At 65.0% G+C, this 22,746-nt stretch carries 18 protein-coding genes; 12 read left to right on the top strand and 6 right to left on the bottom strand.

The features are described from left to right. The first annotated feature begins 17 nt into the window (after positions 1-17). The 3 genes from QME24_RS02120 (at position 18) to QME24_RS02110 (ending at position 4,663) form a co-directional block, all read left to right on the top strand. The gene (locus QME24_RS02120; protein ID WP_009686666.1) at positions 18-1,640 is read left to right on the top strand and encodes an acyl-CoA synthetase; all 1,623 of its coding nucleotides are present in this window, start codon (positions 18-20) and stop codon (positions 1,638-1,640) included. 105 nt (positions 1,641-1,745) lie between these two features. Continuing rightward, positions 1,746-3,515, top strand: a complete 1,770-nt coding sequence (locus QME24_RS02115) for an acyl-CoA dehydrogenase C-terminal domain-containing protein (protein WP_182365099.1) — start codon at positions 1,746-1,748, stop codon at positions 3,513-3,515. Between the two features lie 140 nt (positions 3,516-3,655). After that, positions 3,656-4,663, top strand: coding sequence for a FecR family protein (locus tag QME24_RS02110; RefSeq protein WP_280091103.1), 1,008 nt, complete (start codon positions 3,656-3,658; stop codon positions 4,661-4,663). Positions 4,664-4,676: 13 nt separating this feature from the next. Here QME24_RS02110 and QME24_RS02105 read toward each other — a convergent pair whose 3' ends face one another. Further along, the gene (locus tag QME24_RS02105; RefSeq protein ID WP_115294019.1) at positions 4,677-5,996 is read right to left on the bottom strand and encodes a Na+/H+ antiporter NhaC family protein; all 1,320 of its coding nucleotides are present in this window, start codon (positions 5,994-5,996) and stop codon (positions 4,677-4,679) included. Positions 5,997-6,233: 237 nt separating this feature from the next. Here QME24_RS02105 and QME24_RS02100 point away from each other — a divergent pair, with 237 nt between their 5' ends. The 3 genes from QME24_RS02100 to QME24_RS02090 all read left to right on the top strand — a co-directional run bounded on the left by QME24_RS02100 (position 6,234) and on the right by QME24_RS02090 (position 10,315). Next, complete coding sequence (locus QME24_RS02100; protein ID WP_054904447.1) at positions 6,234-8,378, top strand: methyl-accepting chemotaxis protein; 2,145 nt, start codon at positions 6,234-6,236, stop codon at positions 8,376-8,378. A gap of 75 nt (positions 8,379-8,453) precedes the next feature. Beyond that, complete coding sequence (locus QME24_RS02095; RefSeq protein ID WP_054904448.1) at positions 8,454-9,470, top strand: ABC transporter substrate-binding protein; 1,017 nt, start codon at positions 8,454-8,456, stop codon at positions 9,468-9,470. Further along, positions 9,467-10,315: a proline/glycine betaine ABC transporter permease gene (locus tag QME24_RS02090; protein WP_280091102.1), complete on the top strand. Its 849-nt coding sequence runs from the start codon at positions 9,467-9,469 to the stop codon at positions 10,313-10,315. Before QME24_RS02095 ends, QME24_RS02090 begins: the two co-directional genes overlap by 4 nt. A 44-nt stretch (positions 10,316-10,359) precedes the next feature. On the opposite strand, the gene ilvA is transcribed toward QME24_RS02090, so the two are convergent. The 4 genes from ilvA to QME24_RS02070 form a co-directional block, all read right to left on the bottom strand. After that, positions 10,360-11,919 (bottom strand): threonine ammonia-lyase, biosynthetic, encoded by a 1,560-nt coding sequence (gene ilvA, locus QME24_RS02085; protein ID WP_082414583.1) that lies wholly within the window; start codon positions 11,917-11,919, stop codon positions 10,360-10,362. Between the two features lie 180 nt (positions 11,920-12,099). Further along, a complete protein-coding gene (locus QME24_RS02080) occupies positions 12,100-12,531 on the bottom strand; it encodes a PACE efflux transporter (RefSeq protein WP_009686655.1) in 432 nt (143 codons plus the stop codon). Between the two features lie 79 nt (positions 12,532-12,610). Further along, entirely contained in the window at positions 12,611-13,909 is a 1,299-nt protein-coding gene (locus QME24_RS02075; RefSeq protein WP_029884853.1) for an ATP-binding protein, read from the bottom strand. A 6-nt stretch (positions 13,910-13,915) separates the two neighbouring features. Next, entirely contained in the window at positions 13,916-14,617 is a 702-nt protein-coding gene (locus QME24_RS02070) for a response regulator transcription factor (RefSeq protein WP_009686653.1), read from the bottom strand. A 271-nt stretch (positions 14,618-14,888) separates the two neighbouring features. Between QME24_RS02070 and QME24_RS02065 the strand changes: the two genes are divergently transcribed. Together QME24_RS02065 and QME24_RS02060 are read left to right on the top strand one after the other, a co-directional pair. Further along, complete coding sequence (locus tag QME24_RS02065) at positions 14,889-16,064, top strand: efflux RND transporter periplasmic adaptor subunit (RefSeq protein WP_280091101.1); 1,176 nt, start codon at positions 14,889-14,891, stop codon at positions 16,062-16,064. A gap of 11 nt (positions 16,065-16,075) precedes the next feature. Further along, a complete protein-coding gene (locus QME24_RS02060; protein WP_054904453.1) occupies positions 16,076-19,201 on the top strand; it encodes an efflux RND transporter permease subunit in 3,126 nt (1,041 codons plus the stop codon). Between the two features lie 27 nt (positions 19,202-19,228). Here QME24_RS02060 and QME24_RS02055 read toward each other — a convergent pair whose 3' ends face one another. Next, on the bottom strand, positions 19,229-19,540 hold the full coding sequence (locus tag QME24_RS02055) for an HU family DNA-binding protein (RefSeq protein ID WP_054904454.1): 312 nt from the start codon (positions 19,538-19,540) through the stop codon (positions 19,229-19,231). Between the two features lie 186 nt (positions 19,541-19,726). Between QME24_RS02055 and mobA the strand changes: the two genes are divergently transcribed. From mobA to QME24_RS02035, 4 genes are all read left to right on the top strand, one after another. After that, on the top strand, positions 19,727-20,317 hold the full coding sequence (gene mobA, locus QME24_RS02050; protein ID WP_054904455.1) for a molybdenum cofactor guanylyltransferase MobA: 591 nt from the start codon (positions 19,727-19,729) through the stop codon (positions 20,315-20,317). Positions 20,318-20,439: 122 nt separating this feature from the next. Beyond that, on the top strand, positions 20,440-20,748 hold the full coding sequence (locus QME24_RS02045) for a hypothetical protein (RefSeq protein ID WP_029884859.1): 309 nt from the start codon (positions 20,440-20,442) through the stop codon (positions 20,746-20,748). Between the two features lie 568 nt (positions 20,749-21,316). After that, positions 21,317-22,378 (top strand): 3-deoxy-7-phosphoheptulonate synthase, encoded by a 1,062-nt coding sequence (locus tag QME24_RS02040; protein ID WP_280091100.1) that lies wholly within the window; start codon positions 21,317-21,319, stop codon positions 22,376-22,378. Positions 22,379-22,458: 80 nt separating this feature from the next. After that, positions 22,459-22,740, top strand: a complete 282-nt coding sequence (locus QME24_RS02035) for a peptidylprolyl isomerase (protein WP_009686645.1) — start codon at positions 22,459-22,461, stop codon at positions 22,738-22,740. The last annotated feature ends 6 nt before the right edge of the window (positions 22,741-22,746 follow it).

Here is a 22,746-nt window from a genome sequence, read left to right as displayed (position 1 = left end):
CCTTACAGGACTACCGCATGTCGATCTATGCCCAGGGCCTGCAGCCCGCTGCCGTCAACCATGTCGCCCTCACCCCGCTGAGTTTCATCGAGCGCACCGCCGCCGTGTACGGCGACTACCCCGCGGTCATTCACGGTGCCATCCGCCGTAACTGGCAGGAAACCTACCAACGCTGCCGACGCCTGGCCAGCGCCCTGGTCGGCCGCGGCATTGGCCGTGGCGACACGGTAGCGGTCATGCTGCCGAATATCCCGGCCATGCTCGAAGCGCATTTCGGCGTGCCGATGACCGGTGCCGTACTCAATACCCTGAATGTGCGCCTGGACGCCGAGGCCATTGCCTTCATGCTGCAGCATGGCGAGGCCAAGGTGCTGATCACCGACCGCGAATTCCACACGGTCATCGCAGCCGCCCTGGCCCTGCTCGAGCACCCGCCACTGGTGGTGGATGTGGATGACCCGGAATACGGTGAGGGCCGAGCAGTCAGCACGTTGGACTATGAAGCCCTGCTTGCCGAGGGCGACCCGGCGTTTGCCTGGGACTGGCCGGATGACGAGTGGCAGGCCATTTCGCTCAACTACACCTCCGGCACTACCGGCAACCCCAAGGGCGTGGTCTATCACCACCGTGGCGCGTACCTGAACGCCATTGGCAACCAGATGACCTGGGCCATGGGCCATCGCCCGGTGTACTTGTGGACCTTGCCGATGTTCCACTGCAACGGCTGGTGCTACCCCTGGACCATCACCGCCCTGGCCGGCACCCACGTGTTCCTGCGCCGGGTCGACCCGCAAAAGGTCCTGAACCTGATCCGCGAACACCGGGTCAGCCACCTGTGCGGTGCGCCGATCGTACTCAACGCCCTGGTCAACATGCCCGAGGCAGCCAAGGCTGCCATCGAGCACCCGGTGCAGGCGATGGTGGCCGGCGCAGCGCCCCCGGCCAAGGTCATTGGCGCCGTCGAGCAAATGGGCATCAAGGTGACCCACACCTATGGGCTGACCGAGGTCTACGGCCCGGTGACCGTGTGCGCCTGGCACGAGGAATGGGATGCGCTGACGCTGGAAGAGCGTGCGCAAATCAAGGCCCGCCAGGGGGTACGCTACCCCACCCTCGACGGGCTGATGGTCGCGGACCCGCAAAGCCTCGAACCTGTGCCGCGCGATGGCAACACCCTGGGCGAGATCTTCATGCGCGGCAATACCGTGATGAAGGGCTACCTGAAAAACCCGGAAGCTACCGCTGAAGCCTTCCGTGGGGGCTGGTTCCATACCGGCGACCTGGCCGTGTGGCACGCCGATGGCTATGTGGAGATCAAGGACCGGCTCAAGGACATCATCATTTCCGGCGGCGAGAACATCTCCACCATCGAAGTCGAGGACGCACTGTACAAGCACCCGGCAGTGCTGGAGGCCGCCGTGGTGGCCCGCCCGGACGAAAAGTGGGGCGAAACCCCGTGCGCCTTCGTCGCCCTCAAGCCCGGCCGCGAAGACACGCGCGAAGCCGACATCAGCAGCTGGTGCCGCGAGCACCTGGCCGGGTTCAAGGTGCCGAAGACGGTGGTGTTCGGTGAGCTGCCCAAGACCTCCACCGGCAAGATCCAGAAGTACTTGCTGCGCGACCGCGCCAGAACCCTCTGACCCCATGGGGCCTGTTCGCGGCTTGACCCACATGCGCCCGCTGTTGCGCGAGCGGGATCAGCCGCGAAGGGCCAACCCTGATGTGCCATTTTTCCAGAGCCGCCAATGACCACCTACACTGCCCCCCTGCGCGACATGCGCTTCGTACTGCACGATGTATTCAACGCCCCGGCCCTGTGGGCGCGCCTGCCGGCCCTGGCCGAGCACATAGACGCCGACACCGCCGACGCCATTCTGGAAGAAGCGGCCAAGGTCAGCAGCCAGCTGGTCGCCCCGCTCAGCCGCCAGGGTGACGAGCAAGGCGTGCGTTTCGACGCCGGCAGCGTCACGACGCCCGATGGCTTCCGCGAAGCGTGGAACACCTACCGCGAGGGCGGCTGGGTCGGCCTGGGCGGCAACCCGGCCTATGGCGGCATGGGCATGCCGAAGATGCTGGGGGTGCTGTTCGAAGAGATGCTCTACGCGGCCGACTGCAGCTTCAGCTTGTATTCGGCGCTGAGCGCTGGCAGTTGCCTGGCGATCGATGCGCACGCCAGCGAGGCGCTCAAGGCCACTTACCTGCCGCCCCTCTACCAAGGGCGCTGGGCCGGCACCATGTGCCTGACCGAGCCGCATGCCGGCACCGACCTGGGGTTGATCCGCAGCCGCGCCGAAGCCCAGGCCGACGGCAGCTACCGCATCACCGGCAGCAAGATCTTCATCACCGGCGGCGAGCAGGACCTGACCGAGAACATCATCCACCTGGTGCTGGCCAAGCTGCCCGATGCGCCCGCCGGTGCCAAGGGCATCTCGTTGTTCCTGGTGCCCAAGTTCCTGGTTGACGCCAATGGCCGGCTGGGCGAGCGCAATGCTGCCCACTGCGGCTCGATCGAACACAAGATGGGCATCAAGGCCTCGGCCACCTGCGTGATGAATTTCGATGCAGCCACGGGTTATCTGGTGGGCGCCCCGAACAAGGGCCTGGCGGCCATGTTCACCATGATGAACTATGAACGCCTGTCGATCGGCATCCAGGGCATCGGCTGTGCCGAGGCGTCGTACCAGGCGGCTGCCCGCTACGCCAACGAGCGCCTGCAGAGCCGCGCCGCCGTGGGCCCGCAGCTGCGGGACAAAGCCGCCGACCCGATCATCCACCACGGCGATGTGCGGCGCATGTTGTTGACCATGCGCACCCTCACCGAAGGGGGCCGGGCGTTTGCCGCCTATGTGGGCCAGCAGCTCGACCTGGCGCGCTATGCCGAAGCTGGCAGTGAACGCGAGCAGGCCCAGCGCATGGTGGCGCTGTTGACCCCGGTGGCCAAGGCGTTCTTCACCGACAACGGCCTGGAAAGCTGCGTGCTCGGCCAGCAGGTGTACGGTGGCCACGGCTACATTCGCGAATGGGGCCAGGAGCAACGGGTACGTGATGTGCGCATCGCGCAGATCTACGAAGGCACCAACGGCATCCAGGCCCTCGACTTACTGGGGCGCAAGGTGCTGGCTGACGGCGGCCAGGCACTGGCCAGCTTCGCCGCCGAGGTACGGGCGTTCAGCCTGGAAGCCCCACTGCACCGGGCAGCCTTGCAGGCAAGCCTGACGCGGCTGGAGGCCACCAGCGCGTGGTTGCAGGCACGCGCCACTGAAGACGCGAACCTGGTCAGTGCGGTGGCGGTGGAGTACCTGCAGCTGTTCGGGCTTACCGCGTATGCCTATATGTGGGCACGCATGGCGGCGGTGGCGTTGGCCAAACAGCATGAAGACAGCGGGTTTTACGGCGCCAAGCTGGCCTGTGCGGACTTTTTCTTCCAGCGCGTGTTGCCGCGCGAGTTGGCACTGGAGGCCAGCATTCGTGCAGGCAGTGCCAGCCTGTACGGGCTGGCAGCAGCGCAGTTCTGACGGCGGGCGCGAAAGGTTCTCAAACGCTCAAAACCGTTGCAATTCCAGCGGAAAACCGGCACAACTGATAGTCATTCGCCATTACCCAGGTTCTCCGGGGCCCATGCGCAAGGGTAGAATGCGCAAAACCCGGAGCCGCAATGAACCAAGACCGCCTCAAGCCCACCCCTGACGATGCGATCACCGACGCCGCCGCGCATTGGTGCATGCGCTTGCATGCAGACGATTGCACGGCGGCCGAGCGCGAGGCATTCCTGCGTTGGCAGGCGGCTGACCCCAGGCATGCCGATGAGTACCAGGCCATGCTGGAAATCTGGCAAACCGCCGACCTGCTGCCGCGCACCGCCACGATCATGGACGTCAACCCAGCGGCCATCGCCATCAGGCGCCGGCGTAACTGGCGGCCCCTGGCTTCTGCCGCCGCCATCGCCCTGGCCGTGCTGCCACTGGCGGGCTGGTTCGGCTGGGAACAGGGTTGGTTGCCCAATCGCTACCAGCACTTCGAAGCGACTGACCACATGCAGAGCGTGGTCCTGAGCGACGGCAGCCAGGTGCAACTCAACCTGCACAGCGAGCTGACCTTCCTCAATTACAAGGACCAGCGCCAGGTCACACTCAAGCGTGGCGAAGCGTTCTTCAAGGTCTGGCACGACAGCAGCCACCCGTTCATCGTGCGCGCCGGCCGCGGGCAGACGCGCGTGACCGGCACCCAGTTCAACGTGTGGAAGTATCGTGATCAGGTCAAGGTCACGTTGCTGGAAGGTTCGGTGCTGGTCTCCAGCGACGGCAGCGACGGCGGCTATCGCCTTGGCCCTGGCATGCAGGCCAGCTACCACAAGGGCGACTTCGAACCGCAACTGGAACAGAGCGGCGACGTTGGCAATAGCCTGGCCTGGCGCAGCGGCAAACTGGTGCTCGACAACCTCAGCCTGGAACAGGCACTACCGGTGATCAACCGCTACCTCGACGCGCCGTTGCGGCTGGCCGATGCCAGCACCGGGCGCATCCGCATCAGCGGTGTCTACAATACCCGTGAGGTGGAACGCCTGGTCAACAACCTGCCCAAGGTGCTGCCGGTCTACCTGACCCGCAGCAAGGACGGCAGCACCGTGCTCAACCGCATTTCGCCGCCGCCTGGCAAAGGCTGACGCCCGCCCCGCCTTACAAGGTCATGGCCGCCAGCCAGCCGAACGCCAGCAACGGCAGGTTGTAATGGATGAAGGTCGGGATCACGGTGTCCCAGATGTGGTGGTGCTGGCCATCCACGTTAAGCCCGGAGGTCGGGCCCAAGGTGGAGTCCGACGCCGGCGAGCCGGCGTCACCCAGGGCACCGGCAGTGCCGACGATGCATACCGTGGCCAGCGGGTCGAAGCCCAGTTGGACGCACAGTGGTACGAAGATCGCAGCCAGGATCGGCACGGTGGAAAACGACGAACCGATGCCCATGGTCACCAGCAGCCCCACCAGCAGCATCAGCAAGGCACCTACGCCCTTGCTGTGGTCGATCCACTGCGCCGAAGCCTGCACCAGGCTGTTCACCTCGCCCGTGGCCTTCATCACCTCGGCAAAGCCCGAGGCGGCGATCATGATGAAGCCGATCATGGCCATCATCTTCATGCCCTCGGTGAACAGGTCGTCGGTGTCGCGCCACTTGACGATGCCCGACAACGAGAAGATCAGAAAGCCGACCATGGCGCCGATGATCATCGAATCGAGCAGCAGTTGCACGATGAACGCCGCCGCAATCGCCAGCCCGGCCACCAGCAGCGTCACCGGGTTGTACTGCACGCTCACCTGCTCCACCTGGGCAATGCGTGCCAGGTCGTAGTCGCGTTTCTTGCGGTAGCTGACGAACACGGCCAGCAACAGGCCGACAAGCATGCCGGCAGCCGGGATCGCCATGGCGTGGGTGACGTTGATGCCGCTCACGTCGACACCGGCGCGGGCCACGTTGGCCAACAGGATTTCATTGAGGAAAATGTTGCCAAAGCCCACCGGCAGGAACATGTAGGGGGTAATCAGGCCGAAGGTGATCACGCAGGCGATGAGCCGCCGGTCGATGCGCAGGCGGGTCAGCACATACAGCAGCGGCGGCACCAGCAGCGGGATGAAGGCGATGTGAATGGGCAGGATGTTCTGCGACGACACCGCCACCGCCAGCATCAGGCCGATCATCAGCCACTTGAGCTTGCCAGCATTGGCATGGCCCTGGCGGTCGATCATGGCCAGGGCGCGGTCGGCCAGGGCATGGGCCAGGCCGGACTTGGCGATCGCCACGGCAAAGGCGCCCAGCAATGCATAGGACAAGGCCACCGTGGCCCCACCACCGAGGCCGCCGTTGAAGGCCTTGAGTGTGCCTTCCATTCCCAGGCCACCGGTCAGGCCGCCGACGAGGGCGCCAATGATCAGGGCGATGACCACGTGCACGCGGGACAGGCTGAGTATCAGCATGATGCCGACCGCGGCGATCACTGCATTCATGGTGGGCTTACCTCTTTACGACAGAAAAAAGCGCGAACTCTGAAGCAGTGGGCGGCAGATGTCAAAATTGCCAGGTTGCGGCGGATTTCACCGGGGACAAATTTAAATTGAATGTTTGAATAAAGAAAAATCCTACAGCGCCGATACGGTGATGTTGGGGCCACTTGCCTGCCCCCACGACCTGCCCACCCTGCCCAAAGCCATAACCCTTACTGCATTGAAAAAGGGAACCGCCCCATGCCTTTGCGACAACTCTCCATCCAGTGGAAGATCACCCTGCTCGCCGGCCTTTGCCTGGCCAGCATCGTCACCCTGCTCGTCGGCCTGTCGCTGTACCGCATGGACCACAGCTCGGACCTGGTCAAGGCCAGCAGCATGCAGATGTTGACCGAGGCGGCGCAGTCGCGCATCGAGTCGCAAGGTGAAGTACAGGCGTTGAACATTCGCCGCCAGTTCATGGACGCCTACCAGTACGGTGCCGGTTTCGCCCGCCAGGTGCTGTTCCTGCGCGAACAGGCCGAAAAGCGCTTTCTCGATGCCTTCGACCTGCGCGAGGACATGACGCGCCAGGTACGCGCCGCCTTGCAGGCCAACCCCGACCTGCTTGGCCTGTCGCTGGTGTTCGAGCCCAATGCACTGGACAACAAGGACAACCTGTTCGCCGACAAACCGGAACTGGGCAGCAACGAGACCGGGCGCTTCGCCCTGTACTGGTCGCAGCCGCGTGCCGGCCAGCTGACGGCCATGGCACTGCCTGAACATGACATGGCCAACACCGAGATCGGCCCCAGTGGCCAGCCGGCCAACACCTGGTGGGTATGCCCGCGCACTACCGGCAAGGTGTGCGTGGTGGAGCCGTACTTCTATGCCATCGACGGCCAGCAAGTGCTGATGACCAGTATCGTTTTCCCGCTGACGGTCAATGGCAAGATCATCGCCACGCTGTCCATCGACATCAACCTCAACAGCCTGCAGGCACTCAGCGAAGAGGCCAGCCGCAACCTGTACGAGGGCCGCACCCGGGTCGGCATTCTCAGCCCGGTCGGCTTGCTGGCCGGCTACAGCGCCGACGCCAGCAAGCTGGCCCAGCGCGTCGACCAGGTCGACCCGGCCCATGGCGCCGAACTGGTGCGCAGGCTGGCCGCTGGCAAGCTGAGCATTCTGCATGACCAGCAGCGCCTGAAAGTGCTTGCCGCGTTCCGGCCAATCCCTGATGCCCAGCCCTGGGGCGTGTTGCTGGATGTGCCGGAAAATGCCCTGACCGGCCCCGCTGAAGCACTGAAGCAGGAACTGGACACACTGAACACCAGCGGAACCTTGCTGGAACTCGGCCTGGGCCTGGCTGCCGCGATCGCCGGCCTGCTGTTGGTATGGCTGATGGCGCGCGGGGTCACCCGGCCGATTCTTGGCGTGGCCGCCATGCTCAAGGATATCGCCAGCGGCGAAGGTGACCTCACCCGGCGCCTGGCTTACCAGAAGCAGGACGAACTCGGTGAACTGGCCGGCTGGTTCAACCGTTTTCTCGACAAGCTGCAACCGACCATCGCCGAGGTGAAACGCTCGGTGCAGGCCGCCCGGGGTACCGCCGACCAGTCTTCGGCGATCGCGACTGAAACCAGCGCCGGCATGGAGCAGCAGTACCGCCAGGTCGACCAGGTAGCCACCGCTTCGCACGAAATGAGCGCCACCGCCCAGGATGTGGCACGCAGCGCCGCCCAGGCCGCCCAGGCGGCACGCGATGCCGACCAGGCCACCCGGGAAGGCCTGGCGGTGATCGATCGGACCACCAGCAGCATCGACGCCCTGGCCGCCAACATGAGCGATGCCATGGCCGAGGTCGAGGGCCTGGCACAGAACAGCGAGAAGATCGGTTCGGTGCTGGAAGTGATCCGCTCGATTGCCGAACAGACCAACCTGCTGGCGCTCAACGCCGCCATCGAGGCAGCACGCGCCGGCGAGGCCGGCCGGGGCTTTGCGGTGGTTGCGGACGAGGTGCGCAACCTCGCCCAACGCACCCAGGAGTCGGTGGAAGAAACCCGCCAGGTGATCGAGGCGCTGCAGAACGGCACCCGCGAAGTGGTCGGCGCCATGGACCAGAGCCACCGCCAGGCGCAGGGCGGTGTCGAGCAGGTCGGCCAGGCGGTGACCGCGCTGCAGCGCATCGGCCAGGCGGTGACGGTGATCACCGACATGAACCTGCAGATTGCCTCGGCCGCCGAGGAACAAAGCGCGGTGGCCGAGGAAATCAACAGCAACGTGGCCACCATTCGTGACGTGACCGAATCGCTGTCCGGCCAGGCCAATGAGTCAGCCCGGGTCAGCCAGTCGCTGAACAGCCTGGCCAACCAGCAGCAGGCGCTGATGGACCAGTTCCGCGTCTGAAGCATTGGGGGCGCCAGTGGCCCCCAGGGCAACCTCGTCGTCTACACTTGCCGCACTGTCGACGACGAGGTGCACATGAAAACAATCCCCGCGCTCCTGGCCGGGCTGCTGCTGACGGTTGGCCTGGCCAGCACCGATAGCGCAGCAGCGGCCGACCAGCCCGCCCCCATTCATTTCGGCGCCATCAGCTGGGAAAGCGGCGCACTCACCACCGAGATATTGCGGCTGATTGTCGAGCGCGGCTACGGCTACCCCACCGACACCCTGCCCGGCAGCACGGTCAGCATGGAGGTGGCGCTGGCACGTAACGACCTTCAGGTCATCGCCGAGGAGTGGGCCGGGCGCAGCCCCGCCTGGGTCAAGGCCGAGCAGGCCGGCCAGGTGTTCGCCCTGGGCGACACGGTAAAAAATGCCGAAGAAGGCTGGTGGGTGCCGGCCTATGTGATCGAGGGCGATCCTGCCCGTGGCATCAAGCCCAGTGCCCCCGACCTGCGCCAAGTCCAGGACCTCAAGCGCTACCCGCAGGTGTTTCGCGACCCCGAGTCGCCCGACAAAGGCCGCTTCCTCAACAGCCCCAGCGGCTGGACCTCCGAAACCGTGAACAGCCAGAAGCTCAAGGCCTACGGTTTGAATGAGCTGTACACCAACTTCCGCAGTGGCTCCGGTGCCGCCATGGATGCTGAAATCACCTCGGCCATCCGCCGTGGCCAGCCCGTGCTGTTCTACTACTGGAACCCTACCCCCCTCATGGGCCGTTACAAGCTCGTACGCCTGCAAGAACCCCCGTTCGATGCCAACGCCTGGGCCACCCTCACCGATGCAAGCAACCCCAACCCCCAAGGCAGCCAGTCACTTCCGGCGAAATTGTCGATCGGGGTGTCCAAGGCGTTTCGCGATGGCTATCCAGACCTTGTGCGTGTCTTCGAGCAGGTCGACTTGCCAATCCAGCGCCTGAACCAGGCGCTGGCGAACATGAGTGAAAAGCGCACGCCACCGCGCGAAGCCGCGCTGGCCTTCCTGCGCGATAACCGCGAGGTATGGAAGGCCTGGCTGCCCGCCGATATCGCCGCCAAGGTCGAGGCCAGCCTGTGAGCGACGGTTTCCCTCAAGCCTTGCAGTTTTCCATCGCTGACAGCGTCAACCGCGTGGTCGACTGGCTGGTGTTGCACTACGGCGACCACTTGCGCAACGTGTCCGACCAGTTGCTGCAGGTGCTGGTCGGGCTGGAGAACCTGATGCGCCTGGTGCCTTGGTGGCTGCTGCTGGCGATGGTCGGCCTGCTGGCCTGGCACGCCAGCCGCAGCCTGCTGCGCAGCGTGGTGCTGGTGGCCCTGCTGGCACTGATCGGCATGCTCGGGCTGTGGGACAAACTGCTGCAGACCCTGGCCTTGGTGCTGGTGAGTACGGGTTTGTGCATACTGGTTGGCGTACCGCTGGGCATCCTGCTGGCCGCCCGGCCACTGGCCAGGCGGTTGTTGCTGCCGGTTCTGGATGTGATGCAGACACTGCCGGCGTTCGTGTACCTGATCCCGGTGCTGATGCTGTTTGGGCTGGGCAAGGTGCCGGCTGTATTCGCCACCCTGATCTATGCCCTGCCACCCTTGGTGCGCCTGACCCAGCTGGGCCTGAGCCAGATCGACCCGTCGTTGCTCAAGGCCGCCCATGGGCTGGGCGCCAGCCGCTGGCAGCGGTTGCGGCGCATAGCCCTGCCGCTGGCGCTGCCCAGCATCATGGCCGGGCTGAACCAGTCGGTGATGATGGCCTTGTCGATGGTGGTGGTGGCGTCGATGATCGGCGCGCGCGGCTTGGGTGAGGATGTGCTGGCCGGTATCCAGACCTTGAACGTAGGCCAGGGTGTGGAAGCCGGGCTGGCGATCGTCGCCCTGGCCATGGTTATCGACCGCATCAGCCAGGCCTACGGGCGCGGTGCGCGCTGAACGGCGCGGCGGGGCCGCTTGACCGCGTACCCGCCAACCCCGGCTCAGCCCAGGAACAGTGTGTAGGCCGGGTTGTCGGTCTCATCCCAGTACTGGTAGCCCATGGCATCCAGCGCCGTCGGCAAGCCCGCCAGCTCTTGCGCCGGCACTTCCAGGGCGGCGAGCACCCGGGCCAGGTCCGCGCCATGGTTGCGGTAATGGAACAGGCTGATGTTCCAGTGCTTGCCCAAGCGCTCCAGAAAGCCCAACAACGCCCCTGGCCGCTCCGGGAACTCGAAGCGCAGCACCCGCTCAGCAGCCCCTGAGGCGGCATGACCGCCCACGGTATGGCGCACATGCAACTTGGCCAACTCGTTGTCGGTCAGGTCCTGTACGGCGTAACCCTGCCCAGCCAGGCTGGCCAGCAGTTGCTTGCGCGGGTCGTGCACCGGGTGGGTCTGCACCCCGACGAACAGGCGCGCCTGCTGGCCGGGGTAGTAGCGGTAGTTGAACTCGGTGATCTGGCGTTTGCCCAGTGCCTGGCAGAACGCCCGGAAGCTGCCGGGTTGCTCCGGGATGGTCACCGCAATGATTGCCTCGCGCTGCTCGCCCAGTTCGGCGCGCTCGGCCACATGGCGCAAACGGTCGAAGTTGACGTTGGCGCCGGAATCGATCGCCACCAGGGTCTGCCCTTGTGCACCGTGCTGCGCCACATACTGCTTGATCCCGGCCACCGCCAATGCGCCGGAAGGCTCGGTGATGGAACGGGTGTCATCGTAGATATCCTTGATCGCTGCGCACAGCTCGTCACTGCTCACCGTCAGCACCTCGTCGACGAAATGCCGGCACAACTCGAAACAATGCGCGCCGACCTGCGCCACCGCCACCCCATCGGCAAAGCTGCCCACCTGCGGCAGGACCACCCGCTCCCCTGCAGCCATGGCCGCTTGCAGGCAATTGGAGTCGGCCGGCTCGACGCCAATCACCTTCACTTCGGGGCGCAGGTACTTCACGTAGGCGGCGATACCGGCGATCAGGCCACCGCCGCCCACCGGCACGAAGATGGCGTCCAGCGCACCCGGGTGCTGGCGCAGTATTTCCATGGCCACCGTACCCTGGCCAGCGATGACATCGGGGTCATCGAACGGCGGCACGAAGGTGGCGCCGGCCTGGTCGGCCAGTTTCAAGGCATGGGCCAGGGCATGCGGGAAGCTCTCGCCGTGCAGCACCACACGGCCACCGCGCGAGCGCACCCCCTCCACCTTCAACGACGGTGTGGTGGTGGGCATGACGATGGTGGCCTGCATGCCCAGGTGCGCAGCTGCCAGGGCCACGCCCTGGGCATGGTTGCCCGCCGACGCCGTGATGACCCCGCGCTCGCGTTGCGCGGTGCCAAGCCGCGACAGGCGGGTGTAGGCACCGCGGATCTTGAACGAGAAAGTCGGCTGCAGGTCTTCACGCTTGAGCAACACCTGGTTACCCAGGCGGGCAGACAAGGCCGGGGCAGCTTGCAGCGGCGTTTCGATAGCCAGGTCGTACACCGGCGCGGCAAGAATGCGCCGCACATGCTCCGACAGCAGTTGCTGGGGGGTTGCTGGGGTACGGTGGGTGCTGAAGCTGGTCATCGATGACTCCTTGGCGTTTTTACGTTGCCCAGGAGTCAGAGAGAAAAAACCCGCCTCCAGGGCGGGTTCGGTGCACGTACGCGCTAGCCCGCCAAGCTGATAATGGCGGTAATAATAATGGCGTTCACGTGCAGGTAGGTGTTCATAGGCCAGGAACTTAGCCTGCCGCGCAGGCTCACGTCAACACTTGGCTTGCTGCGCCGACAGCGGCACATCGAACACTTTGTCGAAGCCCCACTGGAACACGAAGGCGTAGACGAAGAAGAACACGAACAATGCCAGGTTGGTGAGCAGCGCCGCCCACAGACTGACGTTCAGCCAGTAGGCCACCAGCGGCAGCAGGATCAGCACCAACCCACCCTCGAAACCCAGAGCGTGCAGCAGGCGCCGGGTGAACGTACGTTCACGCCGCTGCTGGCGCGCCTCCCAGCGCTCGAACACCCAGTTGTAACCCATGTTCCAGCTCATGGCGATGCCTGACATCAGCACCGACAGCACTGTGGATTGCGCCATGCCGGCGCCGAACGCCAACGCCAGTGCCGGGGCCACGCAGGCGACGGCGATGGCCTCGTAAAGAATGGCCTGAACGATCTTGCGTGCCTTGCCTTGCATGTTCAGCTCCCTGGCTTGAAGAACTGTAAACCTACAAGAACTGGCCGAGAAGAAAAAGCCCGTACGCCCCTGCCGCCTGCTAACGGGCAGGCAAGCGGATGCGGAACTGCGCCCCGCCCAGCGCCGACTGTGCGACAGTCAACGTACCGCCCTGGCCCTCGATCGCACGCCGGCTGATCGCCAAGCCCAGGCCAAAACCGCCGGTGTTCCGGTCACGGCTGCGGTCCAGCCGGTAGAACGGCTGGAAGATCCGCTCCCGCTCCGCTACCGGAATGCCGATACCGTCGTCTTCCACCGTCAACAGGCACGCGCCGTCCTGGTCCAGGCACAAGCGCAGCAACAGGCTCTGGTCACAGTAACGCATGGCATTGCGCACCAGGTTCTGCACGGCCCGGGCGGTGAGCCGCGGGTCGAGCACAAAGCGGGGTAGCTCGCCTTCGGCGCGAACTTCCCACTGGATGCCACGGCCATCGAGCTCCTCGGCGAACCCCCCCAGCACGCTGTCGACCAGTTCCAGCAACGACACCTCGACCCGCTCGCGGGCCTGGTCGGCGTTGTACAGCCGGCTATACGACAACAATTCCAGCACCAGCTCATCCAGCTCGCGCACATGGCCAACCAGTTCCAGCAAGCGCTTGCGGCTGGCTGGCGGCACTTCGTCGAACAACAGCACCAGGCCGAAGTCGAGCCGGGTCAACGGCGTACGCAGCTCGTGAGACACCGCATTGAGCAGCTCGCGTTGCTGGTTGACGTGCCGCTCAAGGTCGCTGGCCATGGTATCGAACACCCCGGCCAGCTCACCGATGTTGGAGTGCGGCGAGATGTGCGTACGCTCGGCCATGTGCCCCTGGCCCAGGCGCCGTGCGGTTTCCTTCAGGCGCTCCAGGTCACGCCAGTGCGGCCACACCCACAGCAGCAGGCAGCCGAGCATGGCGGCACCGATCAAGACGGTCACCCCCCAGGACAATACGTTGATGTCGAACGGGTCGGGCGGCGAATGCAGCTCTACCAGCCACTGTTTGTCCAAGGGGGCCAGCACGGTTTCGTAATAGCCCCACTCGCCAATGCGTACCGCGTGCAGCCCCTGCGCCAGGCGCGCCTGCTCCTGGTCGCTCAGGCCCGCCTGGTCCATGGGCAACAGCCGCAGTTGCAGCGGTGCGAAATCACCGGCCAGCTCCTGCGCTACCGCTGGCCACTGCTCGCGCGGCGCCTGGCGGAACTGGCGCACGACCATCGACTGCACACCCTTGGCCTGGTCCAGGTTGTAGGCCATGAACCGGTCATGGAACAGGCCGACGATACTGTCGGGGATAAGCAGCAGCGCACCGGCATAGGCAATGATGATCACCAGGTACAGCCGCACCAGGATCTTGAGCATGGCCGGTCAGCACTCCCACTCGACGCGGCTGAACAGATAGCCCTTGCCCCATACGGTCTTGATCTTGCGCGCTTCACCGGCGTTGTCGTCGAACTTGCGCCGCAGCTTGGAAATGGCCACGTCCACCGAGCGGTCGGTGCCATTGAATTCGATGCCCCGCAGTTGCTGCAGGATGCGGTCGCGGTTCAGCACTTCGCCGGCGTTGCGCGCCAGCACCACCAACAGGTTGTACTCGCCGCTGGACAACTCCACTTCGTCGCCGCGCCAGCTGACCGTGCGTTCGGCCAGGTCGATGCGCAGGCCGCCGATCACGATCAGGTCGTGGTCCAGCCGTGGCTCGTTGACACTGCTGCGGCGCAGCAAGGTACGCACCCGCGCCAGCAGCACACGGGGCTCGCAGGGTTTGCTCACATAGTCGTCGGCACCCATTTCCAGGCCCAGTACCTGGTCGTGGCTGTCGTCACGGGCGGTCAGCATCAGGATCGGCAAGCCTTGCGATTCCTGGCGCAACAGGCGGCAGACCTGCAGGCCATCGAGGCCCGGCAGCATCAGGTCGAGAATGACCAGATCGGGCTTTTGCCGGCGGTACTCGTCCAGCACATGATCGCCGCGGGCGATCACCTGGACGTGGAAGTCGTTGCGTTGCAGGTAGCTGGCGATCAACTCGGACAGGGCGCTGTCGTCTTCGACCAGGAGAATATTCGGCATAGGTGCTTGGGAATCTAGGTTGTGTTGGACCTTGCCGGCCTCTTCGCGGGGTTGCCCGCTCCCACAGGTACAGCACAGATTTCAGATACTGTGCGGTCCTTGTGGGAGCGGGCAAGCCCGCGAAGAAGCCGGCACAGGAATACTCAGGATATAGAACACTGCAACACCACAGGCTTGTTCTTTACATTTTTTCACACTCGCCCTACAGGTATTAACAGCCGCCCAGCAATGCCTGCCGTAGCATATACCCCGTCATCATCGGAAGATCCGCATGCCTACTATCCTCTCCCTTCGCCTGCGCCCAGTGGCGCTTCTGGCGTTTCTGAGCCTGTCCCTGGCCGGCTGCGGCAACAGCGCCGAGCAAGACGAACAGGCGCCCACCCCGCAAGTACGGGTGGAAACCCTGCAACTGCAGCCCTTGGCCATCAGCAGCGAACTCAGTGGCCGCATCCTGGCCCCGCGTACCGCAGAAGTGCGCGCGCGGGTCGCCGGCGTGGTGCTCAAGCGGGTGTACCGCGAAGGCAGTGACGTCAGGCAAGGCGATGTGCTGTTCCTGATCGACCCGGCGCCGTTCAAAGCCGACCACGACAGTGCTCGCGCAACCTTGGCCAAGGCCGAAGCCACTCGCTACCAGGCCCGCCTGCAAGAGCAGCGCTACCGCCAGCTGGTCGACGACAAGGCGGTCAGCCGCCAGGAATACGACAATGCCAAGGCCAGCCTGCTGCAGGCCGATGCCGCCGTAGCCGAAGCCAAGGCGGCACTGGCGCGCGCACGCCTCAACCTCGGCTATGCCACGGTCACCGCGCCCATCTCCGGGCGAATTGGCCGTGCCCAGGTCACAGAAGGCGCGCTGGTCGGGCAAAACGAGAGCACCCCGCTGGCGACCATCCAGCAACTGGATCCGATCCACGCCGATGTCACCCAATCCACCCGCGAGCTCAATGCCCTGCGCCGCGCCTTGCGCGCGGGCGAGCTGCAGCAGGTGGGCGACGGTCAGGCCCGGGCGACGCTGATCCAGGACGACGGCAGCGCCTACCCACTGCCGGGCAAATTGCTGTTCTCCGACATCAGCGTCGACCCCAGCACCAACCAGATCACCCTGCGCAGCGAGTTCCCCAACCCGGACCTGGACCTGTTGCCCGGCAGCTACGTGCGCGTGCGCCTCGAGCAGGCCGTGCAACCCCACGGCCTGAGTGTGCCGCAGCGCGCCATTCTGCGTGACAGCGCCGGGGAGCCCAAGGTACTGGTGGTCGACTCGCAGGCGCGGGTGAGCGAGCGCGAGGTGGTGCTGGGCAATACCCTGGGCGACCGCTGGATCGTCAGCGCCGGCCTGGCCGCTGGTGAGCGCGTGGTCATCGAGGGCCTGCAGCACGTCAAGGCCGGCGACCAGGTGCAGGTCGACCCCAGCCCAGAAACGCCGCCCATCGTACAGCACAACGGCCAGTGAGGGCCTGACCCATGCCGCAATTCTTCATCGACCGCCCGGTATTCGCCTGGGTGGTCGCGCTGTTCATCCTGCTGGCCGGCGCGCTGGCCATCCCGCAACTGCCGGTGGCCCAATACCCCAACGTGGCACCGCCGCAGGTCGAGATCTACGCCGTATACCCCGGCGCCTCGGCAGCCACCATGGACGAAAGCGTGGTCAGCCTGATCGAACAGGAACTCAACGGCGCCGACAACCTGCTGTACTTCGAATCCCAGAGCAGCCTGGGCAGCGCCACCATTACCGCCACCTTCGCCCCGGGCACCCACCCGGACCTGGCCCAGGTCGACGTGCAGAACCGCCTGAAGGTGGTCGAGTCCCGCCTGCCGCGGCCGGTCACCCAGCAGGGCCTGCAGGTCGAGAAGGTGTCCACCGGCTTTCTGCTGCTGGCCACCCTCACCTCCACAGATGGCAAACTCGACGAAACCGCCCTGTCGGACATTCTGGCGCGTAACGTGATGGATGAAATACGCCGCCTCAAAGGCGTCGGCAAGGCCCAGCTGTATGGCTCGGAACGGGCCATGCGCATCTGGATCGACCCGCGCAAACTGGTCGGTTTCAACCTCACGCCCAACGACGTGGCCGACGCCATCGCCGGCCAGAACGCCCAGGTAGCCCCTGGCAGCATTGGCGACCTGCCCAGCCGCAGCACTCAGGAAATCACGGCCAACGTGGTGGTCAAAGGCCAGCTGAGCACGCCGGAAGCGTTCGCCGCCATTGTGCTGCGCGCCAACCCCGACGGCTCCGTGGTCACCCTTGGCGATGTCGCCAGGGTGGAAGTCGGCGCACAGGAATACCAGTACGGCACCCGCTTGAACGGCAAGCCGGCCACGGCCTTCAGCGTGCAGCTGGCACCGGGCGCCAATGCCATGCAGACCGCCACCCTGGTACGGGCGAAACTGCAGGACCTGGCGCGCTACTTCCCCGAGGGGGTCAGGTACGACATCCCCTACGACACCTCGCCGTTCGTCAAGGTGTCGATCGAGCAGGTCATCAGTACCCTGTTCGAAGCCATGCTGCTGGTGTTCGCGGTGATGTTCCTGTTCCTGCAGAACCTGCGCTACACGCTGATCCCGACCCTGGTGGTACCGGTGGCACTGATGGGCACCTTCGCCGTAATGCTGGCGCTGGGTTTCTCGATCAACGTGCTGACCCTGTTCGGCATGGTGCTGGCCATCGGCATCCTGGTCGATGACGCCATCGTGGTGGTGGAAAACGTCGAACGCATCATGGCCGAAGAAGGCCTGCCGCCCCGGCAAGCCACGCGCAAGGCCATGAGCCAGATCAGCGGCGCGATCATCGGCATCACCCTGGTACTGGTGGCGGTGTTCCTGCCCATGGCCTTCATGCAAGGTTCGGTGGGTGTGATCTACCAACAGTTTTCGGTCGCCATGGCGGTATCGATCCTGTTCTCGGCCTTCCTCGCCCTCAGCCTGACCCCGGCACTGTGCGCCACGCTGCTCAAGCCTGTGGCCAAGGGCGAACAGCATGCACGCAAGGGTTTCTTCGGCTGGTTCAACCGCCGTTTCGAGGGCATGAGCGATGGCTACCAGCGCTGGGTCATGCAAGCGCTGCAACGCAGCGGGCGCTACCTGTTGCTGTATGCGCTGCTGCTGGGGGTATTGGGCTATGGCTTGAGCCAGCTGCCCACGGCGTTCCTGCCCACCGAAGACCAGGGCTACACCATTACGGACATCCAGCTGCCGCCGGGCGCCAGCCGCATGCGCACCGAACAGGTGGCCGCCCAGATCGAGGCGCACAACAGTGAAGAACCGGGGGTCGGCAACACCACACTGATCCTGGGTTTCAGCTTCTCGGGCAGCGGGCAGAACGCTGCGCTGGCCTTCACCACCCTCAAGGACTGGTCCGAGCGCGGTGCCGAACACACTGCCCAGTCGATTGCCGAGCGCGCCAACCAGGCCTTCACGCAACTCAAGGATGCGGTGGCCTACGCCGTGCTGCCGCCGCCCATCGACGGGCTTGGCGAGTCGACCGGCTTCGAGTTCCGCCTGCAGGACCGGGGTGGCATGGGCCACCGCGCGCTGATGGCGGCGCGTGACCAGCTGCTCGAGCAGGCCGGCAAGAGCAAGGTACTGAGCAACGTGCGCGAAGCCTCGCTGGCGGAAAGCCCGCAGGTGCAGCTGGAGATCGACCGCCGCCAGGCCAATGCCCTGGGCGTGACGTTTGCCGATATCGGCTCGGTACTCGACGTGGCAGTGGGCTCCAGCTACGTCAACGACTTCCCGAACCAGGGCCGCATGCAGCGCGTGGTGGTGCAGGCCGAAGGCGACCAGCGCAGCCAGGTGCAAGACCTGCTGAACATGCATGTGCGCAACAGCAGCGGCAAGATGGTGCCGTTGGCCGCGTTCGTCCAGGCCAAATGGGTCAGCGGCCCGGTGCAACTGACGCGTTATAACGGCTACCCGGCGGTGTCGATTTCCGGCGAACCGGCCGCCGGCTACAGCTCGGGCGAAGCCATGGCCGAAATCGAGCGCCTGGTGGCGCAACTGCCCGCCGGTGCCGGCCTGGAATGGACCGGCCTGTCGCTGCAAGAACGCCTGTCCGGCAGCCAGGCGCCGATGTTGATGGCGCTGTCGCTGCTGGTGGTGTTCCTGTGCCTGGCTGCGCTGTACGAGAGCTGGTCGATACCCACCGCAGTGCTGTTGGTAGTGCCGCTCGGCGTGCTGGGTGCGGTCCTGGCGGTAACCCTGCGGGGCATGCCCAACGACGTGTTCTTCAAGGTCGGCCTGATCACCTTGATTGGCCTGTCGGCGAAGAACGCCATTCTGATCATCGAGTTCGCCAAGCACCTGGTCGACCAAGGCGTGGACGCCGCCGATGCCGCCGTACAGGCCGCCCGCCTGCGCCTGCGGCCGATCGTGATGACATCGCTGGCGTTCATCCTCGGCGTGGTCCCCTTGGCGATCGCCAGCGGTGCCAGCTCGGCCAGCCAACAGGCGATCGGCACCGGGGTTATCGGCGGCATGCTGAGCGCAACGTTGGCGGTGGTATTCGTGCCGGTGTTCTTCGTCAGCGTGATGCGGCTGGCTGGCACGCGCAAAACCGCAACGGCCGGCGAGGCGCTGCACGACAGCCCCTGAATGGGGGTCCCCAGGGACCCTCTTCGTTCACTTGCGGGGTTTGGTCTTGGCGTCGGCCTCCCCGTTTAATCTGACGGCGTCCTTGGGGGCCTTGCCAGCTCGAAACTTGACCGTCATCGCCGCCGGAATCTTCAACGGTTTGCCAGACCGCGGGTCCCTGCCGACCCGCGCTGGCCTTCGGGCAGTCTCGAACCTGCCGAAACCCACCAAAGCGACAGGTGTGTGTGTGCTCAGCGACGCCTTGATCCCGTCGATGAAGGCATCGACTGCCTTTTTGGCCATCGCCTGGCTGAGTTCGGCGCGCGCTGCTACCTGTTCAATAAGTTGCGCTTTGTTCAATTGCCTTCTCCTGGGAATCTGGCTTGCCCTCATTGCGAGGGCAAGGCTGCAGCCCTATTCAAGGGAGAAGCAGCGGCGGGCACAACTGGCAAAAATGTCAGTGTCCTGGCCCCGCGTTTACGTCCGCTGGACAACCGCTGTCGTGCGTGTGAGGGTTGCCTGCGTACCTGCCTCGGACTTTAGCCAATGACTGAACAATTGCTCACCTGCTCTGCCCTGATCCTCGCGGGAGGCCGCGGGCAGCGTATGGGCGGCCGTGACAAGGGCTTGATCAGCTGGCAGGGCGAGCCACTGGTGGCCGCAATCCATCGCGTGCTGCGGCCCCTGACTGACGACCTGGTGATTTCCTGCAACCGCAACCAGCAGGCCTACCGGGTGTATGCCGACCAGTTGGTGGGCGATGCCGACAACGACTTCCCCGGGCCGCTGGCGGGGGTGATTGCCGGGCTCAAGGTGGCGCGGCATGCATGGGTGGTGGTACTGGCCTGCGATGCACCGCTGGTTGACCGCGCACTGATCGAAGACCTGCTGCGGGTTGCTGCGGCCAATGACAGTGCCGCGATGGCGCACCAGGGCGGCTACTGGCAGCCGATGTTCAGCGTACTGCCGCGCCGGTTGCTGCCGGTGCTGGAGCAAGCCTGGGCCGAGGGTGAGCGGAGCTTGCAGAAGGCCCTGTTGCGCGCCAAGGTGCAAGCGCTTGAGTGCAGCGCAGACGATCGCCGCTTGAGCAACTTCAACAGCCCCGAGCTGCTGCAGGAATACGCGCAACCTCGCTGATCGCCGGCCCGGCGCAGCGGCCCCCATCGCTTGTTGCGCTTACCGCTCGTCGCCCGAACGGCACCCAGCCCGGCTCACCAGGCCAAACGAATGACAGATCATCCGAACGATGGAGATATCCCATGATCCGCATTCGCCCGCTCTCCCTGTGCCTGGCACTGGCGCTGACCCCACTCGCTGGCACCAGCTTCGCCGCCACGGCCACCAACACCGACAGCCACCCACAAACCGACCAATCTGGCGGCAAGACTGCCGGTGAGGGCAGCAGCGTCAACACCCCTGGCAGCGGCAAAAGCAATGACAGCAGCGACACCGGCAGCAGCACCGATGCCGCCGATGGCGCCACGGGCGGCTCCAACAGCACCGGCGAGGCTACGGGCTCGGGTGCCGGCGCCAGCGGTGGCACCGCTGAAGATCAGGACAGCCGTTGACAGGGCCGTTTAACCATTCAGTACACAAATAAATGATTGAACATATAGTATTTATCCATTGAATGGCCCAGCCGAACTGCAGTAAGCTCGGGCTCATTCACTGGAGCGCAACATGCCAACACACATCCGCCACCTCGCTAACCACACCGGTCGCCAACCGCGCCCTGTGCTGGCCGTTGCCGGCTGCGTAGCTCCAGCAAGCTATTACTTCGGGTATTGGTTTAGCCACTAGGCGCCGATACCTGCACGGCGCCCACCTTCGAGGGGCCGCCGAACATGAGAATACTCAAACCCCCGGTCGGCTCCCCGACCGGGGGTTTTGCGTTTCAGGCCTTTGAAAAAACCATTGATTCACATTGAGGACAGCTTCATGAACTACGCCACCTATTACTACGCCGACACCTACACCTGGCGATTTAGCCAATCCCGCTCGGGCCAGCCAGCCGCCTCCGATCGGTCTTGCACAGGTGGCAATGCAGCAGCCAACAGTAATTCAACGATCTGTCGAACACCTCGATAGGGCCGACCGAGCGGGCCAGCCCCCGCCGTCCGCCCAGGGAAAAATGCCATGCACGCCTCCAGCCTCGCCCTGCCCCTGACCCAGCCGCAAGCGGCCAACACCGCAGTCAGCCAGCGCCTCCCCAGTGCGCACCTGCTTAAACAGCAAATGCCGCTCGCCACAGACCTGGCCCAGCAAGTACATGCCCACCGCCAGGCTATACGCAACATCCTCGAAGGCCACGATCAGCGCCTGCTGGTGATCGTCGGCCCGTGCTCGATCCACGACCCGCGCGCCGCGCTGGAATACGCCGACCGCCTGGCCGCCCTCAGCCGCGACGTCGACGACAAGCTGCTGTTGGTGATGCGCGCCTACGTCGAAAAACCGCGTACCACGGTGGGCTGGAAAGGCCTGGCGTATGACCCGCACCTGGATGGCAGCGACGACATGCATGCCGGCATCGCCCTGTCTCGCGGGCTGATGCTTAGCATGATCGAGCGCGGCCTGCCCATCGCCACCGAGTTGCTGCAACCGCTGGCCGCGGGCTACTTCGACGACCTGCTGGCCTGGGCTGCGGTCGGCGCGCGTACCACCGAATCGCAGATCCACCGCGAAATGGTCAGTGGCCTGGTGCTGCCGGTGGGCTTCAAGAACGGCACCGACGGGGGTATTGCCGTAGCCAGCGACGCCATGCGCAGCGCCGCACACCCGCACCGCCACTTCGGCCTGGACGCGCAAGGCCACCCGGCGATCATCGAAACCCTGGGCAACCCCGACACCCACCTGGTACTGCGCGGCGGCCACAAAGGGCCCAACTACGATGCCCCTAGCATTGCCCTCGCCCGCCAGGCGCTGGCCAAGGCTGGCTTGCAGCCGCGGATCATGGTCGATTGCAGCCATGCCAACAGCGGCAAGGACCCAGCGCGCCAGCCTGCGGTGTTCAATGAGGTGCTGGCGCAACGCCTGAGCGGCGACCGCTCGCTGGTCGGCGTGATGATCGAAGGCCACCTGTTCGACGGTTGCCAGGCGCTGGGCAAGGGCGCCCTGAAGTACGGCGTGTCGATCACCGACGGCTGCCTGGGTTGGGCCTCGACCGAAACGCTGTTGCGCGAAGCCGCACAACAACTGTGAGCCGATGGTTGCAAGCCTGGCGAGACATACCCCGGACAAGTGCGCTAGGCTTGCACTTTTTACCCCAAGGAGCAGTACCAATGGCCCGTGCAACCGCCCGTCACATCCTCGTTGCCAGCGAAGACAAGTGCAACGAACTGAAAGCCCAGATCGAAGCCGGTGCCGATTTCGCTGAAATCGCCAAAGCCAACTCCACCTGCCCGTCCAGCCGCCAGGGCGGTGACCTGGGTTCGTTCGGCCCAGGCCAGATGGTCAAGGAATTCGACACCGTGGTGTTCAGCGCACCTGTGAATACCGTGCAAGGCCCGGTAAAGACCCAGTTCGGCTACCACCTGCTGGAAGTCACCAGCCGTCAGGACTAAGCAGCC

The organism is Pseudomonas sp. PARCl1 (assembly GCF_947311875.1).
Taxonomy (GTDB): Bacteria; Pseudomonadota; Gammaproteobacteria; order Pseudomonadales; family Pseudomonadaceae; genus Aquipseudomonas; species Aquipseudomonas juntendi.
This window is presented reverse-complemented; position numbering and strand designations above follow the sequence as displayed.

Excerpts from the sequence above, each read along its gene's own strand:
- ilvA (WP_082414583.1), bottom strand. The coding sequence starts at position 11,919 with ATGACCAGCTTCAGCACCCACCGTACCCCAGCAACCCCCCAGCAACTG.
- QME24_RS02065 (WP_280091101.1), top strand. The coding sequence starts at position 14,889 with ATGCCTACTATCCTCTCCCTTCGCCTGCGCCCAGTGGCGCTTCTGGCG.
- QME24_RS02040 (WP_280091100.1), top strand. The coding sequence starts at position 21,317 with ATGCACGCCTCCAGCCTCGCCCTGCCCCTGACCCAGCCGCAAGCGGCC.
- QME24_RS02060 (WP_054904453.1), top strand. The coding sequence starts at position 16,076 with ATGCCGCAATTCTTCATCGACCGCCCGGTATTCGCCTGGGTGGTCGCG.
- QME24_RS02115 (WP_182365099.1), top strand. The coding sequence starts at position 1,746 with ATGACCACCTACACTGCCCCCCTGCGCGACATGCGCTTCGTACTGCAC.
- QME24_RS02070 (WP_009686653.1), bottom strand. The coding sequence starts at position 14,617 with ATGCCGAATATTCTCCTGGTCGAAGACGACAGCGCCCTGTCCGAGTTG.
- QME24_RS02095 (WP_054904448.1), top strand. The coding sequence starts at position 8,454 with ATGAAAACAATCCCCGCGCTCCTGGCCGGGCTGCTGCTGACGGTTGGC.
- QME24_RS02045 (WP_029884859.1), top strand. The coding sequence starts at position 20,440 with ATGATCCGCATTCGCCCGCTCTCCCTGTGCCTGGCACTGGCGCTGACC.
- QME24_RS02105 (WP_115294019.1), bottom strand. The coding sequence starts at position 5,996 with ATGAATGCAGTGATCGCCGCGGTCGGCATCATGCTGATACTCAGCCTG.
- QME24_RS02120 (WP_009686666.1), top strand. The coding sequence starts at position 18 with ATGTCGATCTATGCCCAGGGCCTGCAGCCCGCTGCCGTCAACCATGTC.
- QME24_RS02080 (WP_009686655.1), bottom strand. The coding sequence starts at position 12,531 with ATGCAAGGCAAGGCACGCAAGATCGTTCAGGCCATTCTTTACGAGGCC.
- QME24_RS02075 (WP_029884853.1), bottom strand. The coding sequence starts at position 13,909 with ATGCTCAAGATCCTGGTGCGGCTGTACCTGGTGATCATCATTGCCTAT.
- QME24_RS02035 (WP_009686645.1), top strand. The coding sequence starts at position 22,459 with ATGGCCCGTGCAACCGCCCGTCACATCCTCGTTGCCAGCGAAGACAAG.
- QME24_RS02100 (WP_054904447.1), top strand. The coding sequence starts at position 6,234 with ATGCCTTTGCGACAACTCTCCATCCAGTGGAAGATCACCCTGCTCGCC.
- mobA (WP_054904455.1), top strand. The coding sequence starts at position 19,727 with ATGACTGAACAATTGCTCACCTGCTCTGCCCTGATCCTCGCGGGAGGC.
- QME24_RS02110 (WP_280091103.1), top strand. The coding sequence starts at position 3,656 with ATGAACCAAGACCGCCTCAAGCCCACCCCTGACGATGCGATCACCGAC.